Origin of the sequence: Salidesulfovibrio brasiliensis JCM 12178 (assembly GCF_001311825.1) — a bacterium.
Taxonomy (GTDB): domain Bacteria; phylum Desulfobacterota; class Desulfovibrionia; order Desulfovibrionales; family Desulfovibrionaceae; genus Pseudodesulfovibrio; species Pseudodesulfovibrio brasiliensis.
The window spans coordinates 23,600-38,452 of sequence record NZ_BBCB01000025.1 but is presented as its reverse complement, the minus strand read 5'-3'; the positions used below and the strand labels follow the sequence as shown (position 1 = coordinate 38,452).

At 63.8% G+C, this 14,853-nt stretch carries 9 protein-coding genes and 4 pseudogenes; 8 read left to right on the top strand and 5 right to left on the bottom strand.

From position 1 onward, the window contains the following. From JCM12178_RS18685 to lipA, 8 genes and pseudogenes are all read left to right on the top strand, one after another. Window positions 1-252: pseudogene (locus JCM12178_RS18685) on the top strand (hypothetical protein); the annotation flags it as partial. Then, the gene (locus JCM12178_RS08375; protein WP_054650443.1) at window positions 249-1,142 is read left to right on the top strand and encodes an ABC transporter substrate-binding protein; all 894 of its coding nucleotides are present in this window, start codon (window positions 249-251) and stop codon (window positions 1,140-1,142) included. The pseudogene JCM12178_RS18685 and the gene JCM12178_RS08375, both read left to right, overlap by 4 nt. A 57-nt stretch (window positions 1,143-1,199) precedes the next feature. Then, window positions 1,200-2,690, top strand: a complete 1,491-nt coding sequence (gene cobI, locus JCM12178_RS20810; protein ID WP_083465822.1) for a precorrin-2 C(20)-methyltransferase — start codon at window positions 1,200-1,202, stop codon at window positions 2,688-2,690. Window positions 2,691-2,953: 263 nt separating this feature from the next. Further along, window positions 2,954-4,279 (top strand): APC family permease, encoded by a 1,326-nt coding sequence (locus JCM12178_RS08365; protein WP_054650441.1) that lies wholly within the window; start codon window positions 2,954-2,956, stop codon window positions 4,277-4,279. Window positions 4,280-4,635: 356 nt separating this feature from the next. Further along, the gene (locus tag JCM12178_RS19595) at window positions 4,636-5,373 is read left to right on the top strand and encodes a DUF4445 domain-containing protein (protein WP_054650439.1); all 738 of its coding nucleotides are present in this window, start codon (window positions 4,636-4,638) and stop codon (window positions 5,371-5,373) included. A gap of 37 nt (window positions 5,374-5,410) precedes the next feature. Continuing rightward, the gene (locus JCM12178_RS19590; RefSeq protein WP_245628683.1) at window positions 5,411-7,309 is read left to right on the top strand and encodes an ASKHA domain-containing protein; all 1,899 of its coding nucleotides are present in this window, start codon (window positions 5,411-5,413) and stop codon (window positions 7,307-7,309) included. After that, window positions 7,306-7,946, top strand: a pseudogene (lipB, locus tag JCM12178_RS08350) (lipoyl(octanoyl) transferase LipB). Before JCM12178_RS19590 ends, lipB begins: the two are co-directional and overlap by 4 nt. After that, entirely contained in the window at window positions 7,894-8,778 is an 885-nt protein-coding gene (gene lipA / locus JCM12178_RS08345) for a lipoyl synthase (protein WP_054650437.1), read from the top strand. The pseudogene lipB and the gene lipA overlap by 53 nt, the downstream one beginning before the upstream one ends. 123 nt (window positions 8,779-8,901) lie before the next feature. Here the strand turns inward: lipA and dapB are convergent. The 5 genes and pseudogenes from dapB to uvrB form a co-directional block, all read right to left on the bottom strand. Continuing rightward, window positions 8,902-9,680 (bottom strand): annotated as a pseudogene (dapB, locus tag JCM12178_RS08340) (4-hydroxy-tetrahydrodipicolinate reductase). A 2-nt stretch (window positions 9,681-9,682) separates the two neighbouring features. Further along, window positions 9,683-10,777 (bottom strand): NAD-dependent DNA ligase LigA, encoded by a 1,095-nt coding sequence (gene ligA, locus JCM12178_RS20805; protein WP_369404486.1) that lies wholly within the window; start codon window positions 10,775-10,777, stop codon window positions 9,683-9,685. Further along, the gene (locus JCM12178_RS20800; RefSeq protein ID WP_369404485.1) at window positions 10,735-11,718 is read right to left on the bottom strand and encodes a DNA ligase LigA-related protein; all 984 of its coding nucleotides are present in this window, start codon (window positions 11,716-11,718) and stop codon (window positions 10,735-10,737) included. Before JCM12178_RS20800 ends, ligA begins: the two co-directional genes overlap by 43 nt. An 18-nt stretch (window positions 11,719-11,736) precedes the next feature. Then, window positions 11,737-12,773 (bottom strand): annotated as a pseudogene (locus JCM12178_RS08330) (potassium channel family protein). Window positions 12,774-12,777: 4 nt separating this feature from the next. Next, the gene (gene uvrB / locus JCM12178_RS08325) at window positions 12,778-14,775 is read right to left on the bottom strand and encodes an excinuclease ABC subunit UvrB (RefSeq protein WP_054650435.1); all 1,998 of its coding nucleotides are present in this window, start codon (window positions 14,773-14,775) and stop codon (window positions 12,778-12,780) included. Window positions 14,776-14,853 lie beyond the last annotated feature (78 nt).

Sequence of the window (14,853 nt, the reverse complement as noted above, 5' to 3'; positions counted from 1 at the left end):
GTCGGTCATGACCCTGCTGGCCGAACGCTGCGCCGCGGAGGCACCGTCATCGCGGTGCTGCACGACCTGAACCTCGCCGCCGCTTTTGCCGACACCGTCACCGTGCTGCACGGAGGCAAGGCTGTCGTCTCCGGCCCGGTGGAAGACGCGCTGGCCCCCGAGGTCATCGCCCGCGCCTTCGGCGTGGAGGCCCGCGTGGACGCGGACCCCTTCACCGGACGCCCGCGCATCGCCCTGAGGAGCCCGCAATGAAACGGCTAGCCATCGCATTGACCATGATCCTGCTCACCGGCTTTGCTGCCCGCGCCGCCACGGTGACGGACGCCCTCGGCAGGACCGTTACCTTTGACGTTCCGTTTTCGCGCATCGTCTCGCTCTACCCCGCGCACACCGAAAACCTGCTGACCATGGGCGCGGGCAAGCGCCTCATCGGAGTCTCCCGCTCCGATGCCGAATCAACGACTCAAGCTCGGGCCGTGCTCGGCTCACGCGACGGTGCGGAACGCTTTCTGGCCCTGTCACCGGACCTTGTTCTCATCCGGCCCATGCACGAGCGCGCCCATCCCGGCATCTGGGAAACGCTTCGCAGGCAGGGCGTGACCGTGCTGGCGCTCCAGCCCAACACGCCCGAGGAGATGTACGCCTACTGGCTGGCCCTCGGCCGCCTGAGCGGGCGGGAAGCCGAAGCCGAAACCATGGTCAACGACTTCCGCACCGGGCTGGCGGACCTGCAAAAACGGAACAAGGCCATCCCCCATACCGAGAAGCCCATGGTCTTTTTCGAGGCCATCCACCGCTACTACCGGACCTTCAGCCCCGGCTCCATGCCCATGCTGGTACTGGAAGCTGCGGGCGGCATCAACGCCGTTCCGGACGCGCCCTCCCGTCACGGCAGCAACATCGCGGACTGCGGCAAGGAACGGCTTCTGGCCGCAGGGCACCGCATCGACGCCTACGTGGCGCAAGTGGGCAGGATGAACGCAATCACCCGGGACGAAATCCTGAATGAGCCCGGCTTTGAAGCCATCCGGGCCGTACGGGAAGGCAGGGTCTTTCTTGTGGACGAAGCCCTTGTCTCGCGCCCGACCCCGAAACTGCTCGACGCCGCCAGAAAGCTGCGCGGCCTGTTGTACAATAATTGACCAACGCGTCGGGAACCGCCATTGTCCGGCTCCCGACCGATCTTCAAGGAAGCATAGATGAAACGAGGAACCCTCTACGGCGTGGGCGTCGGCCCCGGCGATCCGGAACTGATGACCATCAAGGCCGCGCGCGTTCTCGGCGACGCGGACGTGGTGCTGGCCGCGTCCTCCACCAAAAACGACTACTCCACCGCGCTGGACATCGCCCGCCCGCACATGCGCGAGGACACCCAAGTGGTGCGTCTCGGCTTTCCCATGACCCGCGACAGCGAAGTGCTTCAGGCCGCGTGGGACGAAAACGCCCGCCTGACCGACGAACTGCTGACAGCGGGCAAGAACGCCGTATTCCTGACCCTCGGGGACCCGCTGACCTACAGCACCTTCGGCTACCTGCTGCGTACCCTGCTCGACCGTGTCCCGGATACGCGCATCGAGGTCGTGCCGGGCATCACCTCCTATCAGGCCGCAGCCGCCAAGGTCGGCGCGCCCCTGTGCGAATCCGGCGAGAACCTCGTGGTCATCCCCGGCGTGTGCTCCCCGGACGAGCTGCGCGCCTCACTGGACGCGGCGGACAATGCCGTGATACTCAAGACCTACCGCAATTTCGACGCAATACGGGACACCCTCGAAGAACTGCGGCTGGCCGAGAACACCGTGCTGGTGTCCCGGCTGGGCATGGACGAGGAATCCATCCTCATGGACATCAAGGACGCTCCCGCCAAACCCCACTACTTTTCGCTCGCACTGGTAAAAAAAGAACCCATGAACAAAGCCATCGTCCTCGCCGCTTACGGCTCCCGTCACATCCGCGCCGCCGCCGCCATGGAGAACATGTGCAAACGCGTCCGCGAACTCTGGCCCGACATGCGCCTCGAAACCATCGTGGCCTCGCACCACATCCGCGTCCGGCTCGAAGAAGAAGGCGAGGACGTGGAGTCCATGGAAGAACTCTTCGATCGCCTCCGGACGGGGGGCGTCAGCCGCGTGGCCATCCAGTCGCTGCACGTCATCCCCGGCGGCGGGTTCGACACCCTTCGCCACCGCGCCCGGCAGGCCATGAAGCAGGGCTTCGAGCGCGTGGAAGTGGGCGACCCGCTCCTCGGCGCGGAGACCGACGACGAACTCGAACGTGTCGCGGACGCCATCCGCACCCAGTTCGCGCCCGAGGCCGACAATCACGCCCTGCTGCTCATGGGCCACGGCTCCCGGCATCACAGCCACAGCTACTATGAACGCCTCGACGGCTACCTGCGCGAGCACGTCCCCCACGCGCACATCGGAGCCATGAAGCTCGAACCGAGCCTCGACACCGTCATCGCCCGCTTCCGCACCCTCGGCATCACCTCCGTCACCCTCCAGCCGCTCATGTTCGCGGCCGGATACCACGTGGCCGAAGACATGTCCGGCAACAGCACGGACTCGTGGCAGACCCGCCTCGAAGCCGAAGGGTTCACCGTCACCAGCGTCAAACGCGGCCTCGGCCAGTACGACGCCTTCGCCAACATCTGGCTGGACCATCTCGCCGACGCCATCCGCTTTCTCGGCTAAAAACTCCCGGCTCGGGCGGCCCCCCGGAACTCCGGCGCGGCATCCTGCTGTTTTGCCGTGATTTTTCCGGCGCCCGCTTCGCAAAAAGACAAAAAACTGGACTTTTTTGCCCGTTCAGAGCAAGTAGACCTATTCAACGTTTCCTGAACGGAAACCGCGATTCGTCATGAGGGGGAGTTGCGCGCGCCGCTGCGCCGCGCACCTGTGAGGTACGGACCGTTGCCGCGCCGACCGGACGGCAACAGAGAAGCTAGCGAATCATCATGGACAATCTACAGAAAAAATACGGATTTTGGACCGCGACCGCCATGGTCATCGGAATCGTCATCGGCTCGGGGGTCTTCTTCAAGGCCGACGACGTGCTCAACGCCTCCGGCGGCGACCTGCCCACCGCGCTGCTGGCGTGGCTCATAGGCGGCACCATCATGGTCGTCACCGCCTACGTGTTCTCGAAAATCGCCACCCGCATCGAAAAGGTCAACGGCGTGGTCGACTACTTTGAACAGGCCTACGGCAGAAAAGCCGGCTACATGGTCGCGTGGTTCATGACCTTCGTCTACTACCCCACGCTCGTGGCCGTGCTCGCATGGGTCTCCGCCAACTACACCGTGGGCCTGCTCGGCATGGAGTCCGGCGTCTGGGCCATCTCCTTCGTCTACATGACAGTCTTTTTCCTGCTGAACTTCCTCTCGCCCATTCTGGCCGGAAAGTGGCAGGTCACTTCCACCGCCATCAAGCTGGTGCCGCTCTTTCTCGTGGCCATCGTCGGCGGCTTCCTCGGCCTGACCAACGGCCAGACCATGGAAAACTTCCGCCTCGCCGCGCAGACCGTCTCCGGCGGAGGCGGCGGCCTCGCCGTGGCAACCCTGTCCACCGCGTTCGCCTACGAAGGCTGGATCATCGCCACCGTCATCAACGCAGAACTGCGCGACGCCAAGCGCACCCTGCCCCGCGCTCTGGTCGTGGGAACCATCGCCGTGGCCACCATCTACATGCTCTACTACCTCGGCATCTCCGGCGTGCTCACCAACGATCAGGTGCTCGCCGAAGGCGACGCCGCCCCCGTGCGCGTCATGGGCCTCGTGTTCGGCCAGCTCGGCGGCACCGCACTGACCGTCTTCGTCGTCATCTCCTGCCTCGGCACCCTCAACGGCCTCATCATGGGCTCGGCGCGCGGCATGTTCTCCATCGCCTCCCGCAATATGGGCCCCAAGCCCGAATACTTCCGCCGCGTGCACCCCACCAACAACAGCACCAGCACCTCCTCACTGCTCGGCTTCATCCTCTCCAGCTTCTGGCTGGTGGTCTGGTACGGCAACTTCGAAGGCTGGTGGGGACAGTTCATGGACATCTCCGAACTGCCCATCGCGTTCCTCTACGTCATCTACATCTCCATCTACATCTGGGTCATGAAAACCTTCAAGGACCTCAGCCTCTTCAGCCGCTTCCTCTGCCCGCTGATGGCCGCCGCAGGATCCCTCTACATCATCTGGGGCGCCATCCAGAAAGACATGTTCATCACCTTCCTCGTGCTGACACTCATCATTCTCGGCGCAGGCGTCGCCCTCATGAACGACAAGAAATCCTGAGACACATAGCAAGTTACCAACAGAAAGCCCCCTCGTTCCTCGAACGAGGGGGTTTTCTATTGGCTTATATATGCCTCCGGCGGCTCAAGAACCTTTTTAGCAAAAAGGTTCTTGAGAATCTCCAAAAACTCTTGGCTTGCCTTCGGCGAAATTATCCGGCCGCGTGAGGCTTTCGCTCCCTGCCGACGCCTTCAAGTCAGGGAGTGCAGAGGGGATTATCCCCTTTGCCGGGTGCATGGCAGCGCCCTGCTCTCCGAAGGACCGCCGGAGGCACCGCACGGCAAAGAACCTATACAATTCGGTTCTCAGGCGTTAGGCTGACGCCTGATTGCAACCCACGCCATACCGGAGAGACCGTGATACTCATCCACACCCATGACGGGCGCACCATTGAGACAGCCGCCGCACCGGAGCAGCCGCTGGAGCACATCGTGTTCCTGACCGGGCTGTGGGCGGGCGTGCCGCTGTGTGCCGGGCTGGGCCGCTGCGGTTTGTGTCGTGTTCGCTTCATTTCTTCCGCGCCGAAGCCTGCTGCGGAGGAGATGAAAAAGCTCTCCGAGGCCGCGCTGGAATCCGGCTGGCGGCTGGCATGCCTGCATCCTGCCGAGCCTTGCGAAATCGAGTTGCCCGAACCGGTCCGTGCTTCCCGGAAGGCAACGCGGGACATTCCCCATACTGAACGCTTTTCGCTGGCTATTGACCTCGGCACCACCACTTTGCAATGGTCCGCACTCTCTGGTGCGGAAGTCATTGCGGAGGGCGGGGAGCTGAACCCGCAGAACGGACTGGGCGGCGAAGTCATGTCCCGGCTGGCTCACAGCCTGCGGCCCGGTGGGGCTGAGACGCTCAGGCGTCTGGTGTCCGAGCGCATCCGCTCGCTCACTCTTGACCTTGAAAGAGGCACGGGCGGCAGGTGCGAGGCGCTCTGTGTGTCCGGCAACTCGGTCATGACCTATCTGCTGCTGGGGCTGGACGGCTCCACGCTGGCTGCGGCTCCTTACAGGCTGAGCTATCAGGGCGGGGACGAGCGCACCATCGCCAAAGGCATCCCCAGAGCGTACATCCCGCCGCTGCTGGCCGTTCGTAGGGGCTGACCTGAGCGCCGGGCTGGTGGCCGTGGAGTGCGGGGAGGTGCCGCCGGAGTATCCGTTTCTGCTGGCCGACCTCGGCACCAACGGCGAGTTCGTGCTGGCGCTTTCACCGGACGAACGGCTGGTGGCGAGCGTGCCCATGGGACCGGCCATCGAGGGGGTCGGGCTTTCCTGCGGCCGCACCGCCGGACCCGGAGCCGTGACAGGGTTCGAGCTTTCACCAAGCGGCCTTGGGCCGGTTTCCCTGCCCGGCAAGGCCGGGCATCCGGGCATGACCGGGACCGCGTATTTCTCCCTTGCCGCCCTGCTGCTGAACCACGGCGTCCTTGACGAATCCGGTCGATTCGGTCATGGAACCACACCACTGGCCACGCGGTTGGCGACCCGGCTGAAAGATCGGCACGGCGAACCTTCCTTCGACTGCGGCGAGGGCCTGCACCTGCTGGCCTCGGACGTGGAGGAACTGCTCAAGGTCAAGGCGGCCTTCGATCTTGCGGTCAGCACCCTGCTGCGAACCGCCGGGCTGCGCCCTTCCGGGCTCAAGGCCATGCATCTGGCCGGGGCGCTGGGCGAGCATGCCGACATCGGCGATCTGGAGCGGCTCGGGTTCCTGCCCGCGGGCATCGGCAGCCGCGTTCTGCGGGCGGGAAACACGTCCCTTTCCGGAACCCAACGGCTCCTTGCCTCGCCGGAGGCCAGAGTGTGGGTTGAGCGGCTGCCGCAAGGCATCAGGCCGGTCGACCTCACAGACAATGAAAATTTCACTGACGACTTCGTCAAAAGGATGCGTTTTACCCATGTGGCTGATACACTTTTTCCGCCGCTGGAACCCGAAATCGCCGAGACTCTTGAAGCGGTCGGTCCCGCCCTGCGCGAGGCTTACCCGCTCAAGGGCAAGCACTTCCGCTTTCTGCCCGGCAACATCAAGGACATGTCCCGCAGCCTGACCACGGACCGGAGCGAAGCGCGAAAGATTTACATGAGCGAGGGCAAGTTCCTTTCCGCCTATCTCTACTATTTCCTGCCGTGGAACCTGTACCGCTTCACCCGGCTGTTCGGCGGCCTCGCCCCGGACCTTCAGGACGGCGCGACCATCGCGGACCTCGGCTCCGGGCCGCTCACCGCGCCGCTGGCCCTGTGGATCGCCCGGCCCGAGCTGCGCTACCGCAAGCTCAACTTCATCTGCATCGACAAGGCCCCGGCCTCCATGCAGGCGGGGATGGACATCTTCAAGGCCCTGACCAAGGCCGTGGCGGGCAAATGCCCGTGGCGGTTCAAGCTCATCAAGGGCGACATCACCAAGCCCATGCGCGAAAAGGCCGATCTGGTCATCGCGGCCAACGCCTTCAACGAGCTGAACTGGGCCGGGAAAAACGCGGACAGCCTCGGCGGCAAGATCGCCAAGACCCTGCTGGGCGGCGTGAAGCCCGAAGGCAACGTCCTGCTCATTGAGACTGGCGTGCGACTCACGGGCCGGATCATCAGCATCATGCGCGAACGGCTTATGGAAAACGGGCTGACCCCGCTGGCACCCTGCCCCCATTCCGGGGCATGCCCCATGCCGGGCACGAGCCACGGCCGATGGTGCCACTTCAATTTCGATGTCAAGGACGCGCCCCAGTGGCTGGAGGACATTACCCGCAAGGCCCGGCTGACCAAGAAGAGCGTCAGCCTGAACTTCCTGTACCTCTCCCGCGACAGCGAGCGGCGCGAAGGCATGGCCCGCGCGGTCTCCGAGCCTTTTGACGTGGAAGGCGGCAAGGCGCAGTACGGCTGCTCCGAGCGCGGCCTGACCCTGCTTCGCTACAAGACCGGGGCGCTGCCGCTCTTCCCCGGCCAGTCCGTCAAGGCCCACTGGCCGGAGACCGACACTGTGGACCAGAAGTCCGGTGCGCTGGAACTGCCCGTCACCTTCAAGAAAAAACCCGAACAGAAATGAACATCGTCGATCTCGGACTGATCTCGTACAAGGACGCCGAAGCGCTGCAACTGGAGACGCTTCAGGCGGTCATCGACGGCGAAAAGGATAACACCCTGTACCTGCTGGAGCACCCCAAGGTCATCACCTACGGCAGGCAGGGCGGCGGCGAGAACCTGCACGTCTCCGAGGCATTTCTTGCGAAACAGGGCATCGAGGCCGCCCAGACGACCCGCGGCGGCAACATCACCTGCCATTTCCCCGGCCAGCTCGTGGGCTACCCCATCTGGCGCGTTGCAAAGCGGCCCGGCGGCATGCGGACGTTCTTCCACGACATGGAGCAGGCGGTCATCGACACCTGCGCGCATTTCGGCATCGACTGCGTCCGTCGAAAGGGACATCCCGGCGTCTGGGTGGACGAGACCCGGAAAATATGCTCAATGGGCATCGGCGTCCGCAAATGGGTCACCTATCACGGGCTGGCCCTCAACGTCGGCTCGGATGTGAGCCTGTTCAACCTCATCACCCTTTGCGGCATTCAGGCGCCGCGCCCACCTCCATGAGCGCCGAGGCCGGAAGGGAAATCAGCGTCGAGGAAGTCAAAGATGTCTTCGCCCAAGAATTCAGAAAAGCCTTTGCGGATTCCGCCGTGGCTTAGAGTCAAGCTGCCGCAGAACAAGAACTTCACCTGCACCTCGGGCCTCATCAGGGACCTCGGGCTGAACACCGTCTGCCAGAGCGCGAAATGCCCCAACACGTGGGAATGCTTTGGCAAGAAGGTCGCGACATTTCTCATCATGGGCGGCATCTGCACGCGCAACTGCCGGTTCTGCAACATCATTTCCGGTGACCTCGAACCGCTTGACCCCACTGAGCCGAAGCGCGTTGCCGAGGCTGCCAAGCGGCTGGAACTGCGGCACGTGGTGGTCACGTCCGTCACGCGCGACGACCTGCCCGATGGCGGGGCGGGCCATTTCGCCACGACCATCCGGGCTATTCGCGAAGAACTGCCGAAGGCCACGGTGGAAGTGCTTATCCCCGATTTCCAGGGCGACGAGGCTGCGCTTCGCACCGTTCTTGACGAGCGCCCGGACATCATGAACCACAACGTGGAGACGGTGCCGCGCCTGTACGACGCCATCCGCCCGCAGGCCGACTACAGGCAAAGCCTTGAGCTGCTGAAACGCTCCAAGGCCATCGCGCCCGGGATTCCGACCAAGAGCGGCCTGATGGTCGGCCTCGGCGAACGCGATTCCGAAGTGATGGCGGTCCTTGACGACCTTGCGGCCGTGGAGTGCGACATCGTCACCGTGGGCCAGTACATGCAGCCCACAAAGGACCACCCGCTGGTTAAACGCTACGTGCCGCCCGCAGGCTTCGACGAATTCGGCGCTGCAGGCCGCGCCAAGGGCATCCCCCACATGTTCTCGGCCCCGCTTGTCCGATCCAGCTACAACGCCAGCAAGTTTGTCGGCGGCAAGGAAGATTGATTCAACTGCCAGAAATGGCAGTGCATCGACCACTGACACTCCCTTGAAACAGACCGCTCTGTCCCGCACAAAAAAAGGACGGCCCATTCGGGCCGCCCTCTGATTGCCGTATGGGTCGGTTGCCTAGAAGATGTCGGCCATGGCGTAGAGCTTGCCGGGCTTCTGGGCGGCGAGCCATTTGGCCGCGCGCAGGCGCCGGAGGCAAAGGTCTCGCGCGAGTGGGCGCGGTGCGTCACCTCGATGCGCTCGCCCGGGCCGAAGAAGTACATGGTGTGGTCGCCCACCACATCGCCGCCGCGCAGGGTCTGCACGCCAAGCTCGTTTTGCGGGCGTTCGCCGATGATGCCGTCACGGCAGTGGCACTTTACGTCATCGTAAATCCAGCCGCGGGCCTCGGCAAGGCACTGGGCCAGCTTCAGGGCCGTGCCGCTGGGCGCGTCCTTTTTCATCTTGTGATGAATCTCGGAAATCTCCATGTCGTAATCCGGGCCGAGCGCCTCCACCAGCATGGGCATCAGCTTGAGCAGCACGTTCACGCCCACGCTCATGTTCGGAGCCCAGAAGATGGGGGATTGCTTCGCCAGCCCTTCCAGCTCTGCCACCTGCTCCTTGTTCAGGCCGGTGGTGCCGATGACCAGCGGATTGCCGTGCCCGGCTGCGATCTTTGCCGTGGACACGCTCGCCTCGGGCGAGGTGAAGTCCACGATGGCCGCGCCCGGGCAGTCCGGCAGCAGCGCGTTCAGGTCGTCGCCGCACATGCAGCCGTAGGTTTCCAGCCCGTCGCAGTTGCCGGGCCGCTCGCACACGGCCTTGAGATTCAGGTCGTCGTCGGCGTTGGCGAGTCCGGCAAGGGTCGCGCCCATGCGTCCTTTCGCGCCGATGATGATAACGTCGGTAGCCATTGTCACTCTCCTTCCTTCTTGCTTTCCTCGATCAACGCGAGGAATTCGTCAAAATCGATTACCGTCAGGCCGAGCTTTTCGGCCTTGTCGAGCTTGCTTCCCGCCTTTTCCCCGGCAACAACGTAGTCCACTTTCTTGGAAATGGACTTGACCGATTTGCCGCCGAGTTCCTCCACCATGTCCTGCGCTTCGGTGCGCGACATGCCGGACAGGCTGCCCGTAAAGATGAACGTTTTGCCGTCCAACGGCAAGGCCCCGGCCTCTTCCGCCGCAGGCTTGGGCTCGGAGCGCGGCTCGAACCCGGCCTCGCGGAACTTCTCCAGCAGCCGCTTCGTCGGTTCGGCCTGAAAGAACGTGCGGATGCTTTCGGCCATGATGCCGCCCACGTCGGGCAGCGCCTCCAGCTCATCGCGCGTGGCCGAGGCTATCTCGTGCAGCGAGGAATAGGTGTCTGCCAGTAGCCTCGCGGTCTGCTCGCCAACGTGACGGATGCCCAGCCCGGCCACGGCCCGCCAGAGCGGCGCATTTTTGCGCGCGTGCTCCACGGCGTCCACGAACTTCTGCGCGGACTTGTCGCCCATGCCTCCGTACTTGAGCAGGGTGGTCTTGGGCAGCGTGAAGAGGTCGGCCGGGTCGTTCAGGTGCCCGTCCTCGGCAAGGCGCTGCACCCACTTTTTGCCGACGCCCTCCATGTCCATGCCCGCCTTGGACACGAAATGGATGAGCTGCTGCACGGTCTTGGCCGGACAGTGGGGGTTGCCGCAGCGCACAGCCTCGCCGTCCTCGCGGGTCTCGCTGCCGCACACCGGGCAGGTGGCGGGAAATTCGTACTCGCGCGAACCCTCGGCGTGCTCCACGGACTCAAGCACCTGCGGGATGACGTCCCCGGCACGCTGGATGAGCACGGTATCACCTTCGCGAAGGTCCTTTTCCGCAATGTACGCCTTGTTGTGCAGCGTGGCGCGGGAGACTTCCACCCCGGCCAGATGCACGGGCTCAAGCTCGGCCACCGGGGTCAGGACGCCGGTGCGCCCCACCTGCACGCGAATGCGGTTCAGCGTTGTTCTGGCCTGGTGCGCCGGGAACTTGAGGGCCATGGCCCAGCGCGCGCGCGGGAGGTGAACCCGAGGGCCTGCTGCTGCTCCAGCCCGTTGACCTTGGCGACCACCCCGTCGATCTCGATGGGCATGGATTCGCGGCCGGTCAGGATTTCCTTGAAATACTCGGCGACCTCGCCCCGTCCGGAACAAAGCCGTGCGCCCGGCGGGGTCTCGAATCCCAGCTCGGTCACGGCCGCCATGATCTCGGCCTGCGTGCTCTTCTCAAAGAGCGGCCCGCCCCAGTCCGCACGCCCGATGCCGTAGGCCATGAAACGCAGCGGACGCGCGGCAGCGACTTTCGGATCAAGCTGGCGGATGGAACCGGCTGCGGCGTTGCGGGGGTTGGCAAAGACCTTTTCGCCCCTGGCCCGCTGGTCGCTGTTTAGCCGCTCGAAATCCTCCACGCGCATGACAACCTCTCCGCGCACCTCCAAGAGCCGGGGCACGCCCGCGCCGCGCAGGGTCAGCGGCAGGTTCATCACAGTACGCATGTTGTGGGTCACGACCTCGCCCACATGCCCGTCGCCGCGCGTGGCGGCCATGACGAGGCGGCCGTTCTCGTAAACGCACTCAACCGCGAGGCCGTCCATCTTGGGGTCCACCCAGTATTTCGGCTCGGTGCCGTCAAGACCCTTTGCCACGCGGTCGCAGAAGGCGTCCCACTGCTCCAGCCCCATGGCGTTGTCGAGCGAGTACATGCGCATGGCGTGCTCGTACTGCTCGAAGCCCGAGGCGGGCCTGTCACCGATGCGGCGCGTGGGCGAGTTTTCGTCGGCCAGTTCCGGATGCTCGGCCTCAAGCGCCTGCAGCTCACGAAACAGCTCGTCGTACTCGATATCCTCTATCTCGGGATCGTCGAGCACATGGTAGCGGTGGTTGTGATAGTCGATGAGACCGCGAAGCTCTTCAATGCGCTTCGCGGCTTCCTTGTTGGACATGTATGGAGTTCCGTATGGTTAGAGGATTTCCTTGATGGCGTTCAGGTCGGTCTTCTTGCCCACGGCCAAGAGGGTGTCTCCCGAGTGGATGACTTCCTTGGGGCCGGGGTTGAAGACCATCTCGCCGTCGGCCTTCTTGATGCCGATGACGATGAGATTGTATTTGGGCCTGATGTCCGAGTTCATGAGGTCCTTGTCCACCAGCACAGAGGTCGGGGAGACTTCCAGCTCCTCCATCTGCAGGTCCAGCCCGCCGCGTACCGCGATCTCCACGAAGTTCGTGACCGTGGGGCGCAGAACGCTCTGGGCCATGCGGATGCCGCCGATGAAGTGCGGCAGGACAACGCGGTCGGCCCCGGCCAGCTCCAGCCGGGAGATGTGCGAACGGTCCCCGGCGCGGGCCACGATGTTGATGTCCGGATTGAGCTGCCGCGCGGTGAGGGTCACGTAGACGTTGGCCGCCTCGGACGTCAGGGCGCTGATGAGGGACTTGGCGTTCATGAGCCTGCCATGAGCAGAATCTCGTCGCTGGTGGCGTCGCCTTCGATGCACAAAACGCCTTCCTGTTCCATGATCTCAATCAGCTTGGGATCCTGCTCGATGACCACGGCCTCGTGGCCCTCGTTCTTGATCTCCTGCGAGACGATGCTTCCGATGCGGCCGTATCCGCAGACGATGAAATGATCCCTGAGCTTGCTGATCTGTCGTTGCATTCTCCGTTTCCCCCAGAGAACTTGCAGCCGTCCTTCCACCAGAACCTGGGCAAAGGCGGCCGCGATGTAGAGAAAGCTTCCCACCCCGCCGATAATCAGGAACGCCGCGAACATGCGCCCCTGGGCGGAGAGTTCGTGCACTTCGAGATACCCGACGGTGGAAAGGGTGATGACCACCATGTAGAAGGCGCTGACGAAATCCCATCCTTCGATGAGCATGAACCCCGCCACCCCGGTGGCGGCCACGATGAAGCTGAACAGCGCCCCGAGGAGCATGCTCCAGTAGGTTCCGAGATGGGCCTTGAGGGCCAGCAGCCTGCAGTGCAGATTTCGAAATGCCATAAATCTATCCGTATACGAGCAGTTGTTCCCGGATTTCGGCTATCCGGTCCCGAAGCTGCGCCGCCCGCTCGAACTCCAGTTCCTTGGCCGCCTCGCGCATTTCCTTTTCCAGTTGGCGCACGAGCTTTTGCGCCTGCTTGGGGTCGAGGCTCTCGGGAAGGTCGGGCAACCGCTTGCCGCGCTTCCCGGATTCGCCGCGTCCGGAGATCATCTCCAGCGGGTTTTCCACGGCCTTGATGATCGTCTCCGGCACGATGCCGTGCCGCTCGTTGTGCGCCTGCTGCTTCTCGCGCCTGCGCGCGGTCTCGTCCATGGCCTCGCGCATGGAGCGCGTCACCTTGTCGGCGTACAGGATGACCCTGCCCCCATCGTTGCGGGCCGCGCGGCCAAAGGTCTGGATGAGCGACCGCGCCGATCGGAGGAACCCCTCCTTGTCCGCATCGATGATGGATACCAATGAAACCTCGGGGATGTCCAATCCTTCGCGCAGCAGGTTGATGCCCACCAGCACGGAGAACTCCCCTTCGCGCAACGCACGGATGACCGCCATGCGCTCCACGGTGTCGATGTCCGAGTGCAGGTACTTGGCCTCCACGCCCATGGAGTTGAGGTAGTCCGTGAGGTCCTCGGCCATGCGCTTGGTGAGCGTTGTCACCAGCACGCGCTCGTTCTTCTTCTGGCGCTTGCGGCACTCGTTCATGAGGTCGTCGATCTGGCCGCTCACGGGCCGGACCTCCACCTGCGGGTCCAGCAGGCCGGTGGGCCGGATGACCTGCTCCACCACCAGCCCCTGCGCGCGCTCTATCTCCCACGGGCCGGGCGTGGCCGAAACGTACACGGCCTGCCCGATGCGCTCCTGAAATTCGTCGAACCCGAGGGGGCGGTTATCAAGCGCGGAAGGCAGCCGGAACCCGAAGTCCACCAGCGTGGTCTTGCGGGAGCGGTCGCCGTTATACATGCCGCCCACCTGCGGGATGGCGATGTGCGACTCGTCGGCAAAAAGGATGAAGTCCTTTGGAAAATAGTCCAACAGCGTCGCGGGCGGCTGGCCCGGCCTGCGGTTGTCCAGATGCAGGGAGTAGTTCTCGATGCCGTTGCAGTAGCCCAGCTCCTCGATGGTTTCGAGGTCGAACATGGTGCGCTGCTCCAGCCGCTGGGCCTCCACCAGCCGGTTCAACCCCTTGAGTTCGTTGAGCCGCACGCGCAGCTCGTCGCGGATGGCGTCCGTGGCGCGGTCGAGGTTCTCCTTGTCCGAGACGTAGTGCGAACCGGGGTAGATGACGGTCTTTCTGAGGCGCGCCTTGACCTCGCCTGTGATGGGGTCGGTCTCGGTGATGGAATCAATCTCGTCGCCAAAGAATTCGATGCGGATGGCCTGCTCACGCTTGTAGGCCGGGATGATCTCCACCACGTCGCCGCGAACGCGGAAGGTGCCTCGGTGAAAGTCGTAGTCATTTCGCTCGTAGTGGACCTCCACCAGCCGCGCCAGCAGGGACTCCATGGAGAGGGTGTCGCCCTCCTGCACTGGGATGATCATCTTTGCGTAATACTCGGGCGAGCCGAGGCCGTAGATGCAGGAGACCGAGGCCACGATGAGCACGTCGCGGCGGGTCAGCAGCGCATGCGTGGCAGCGTGGCGCAGCTTGTCGATGTCGTCGTTTATGGACGAGTCCTTCTCGATGTAGGTGTCGGAATGCGGCAGGTAGGCTTCCGGCTGGTAGTAGTCGTAATAGCTGACGAAATATTCGACGGCGTTGTTCGGGAAAAGCCCCTTGAACTCGCTGTAGAGCTGGGCGGCGAGCGTCTTGTTGGGCGCGAGCACCAGCGCGGGCCGGTTCAGTTCGGCCACCACGTTGGCCATGGTGAAGGTCTTGCCGGTGCCGGTGGCGCCAAGCAGCACCTGATCACGCACGCCCGTGCTGAGGTTTTCCACGAGCTGGCGGATGGCCTCGGGCTGGTCTCCCTTGGGCGAATACTTGGTGACGAGTTCGAAGTCAGGCATGCAATCCCGAGGATGGTCTTGTTGAGTTAGCGGAAAAACTGTATGGTTCAAGCATGGTTTCATAGCCGACGACACAAG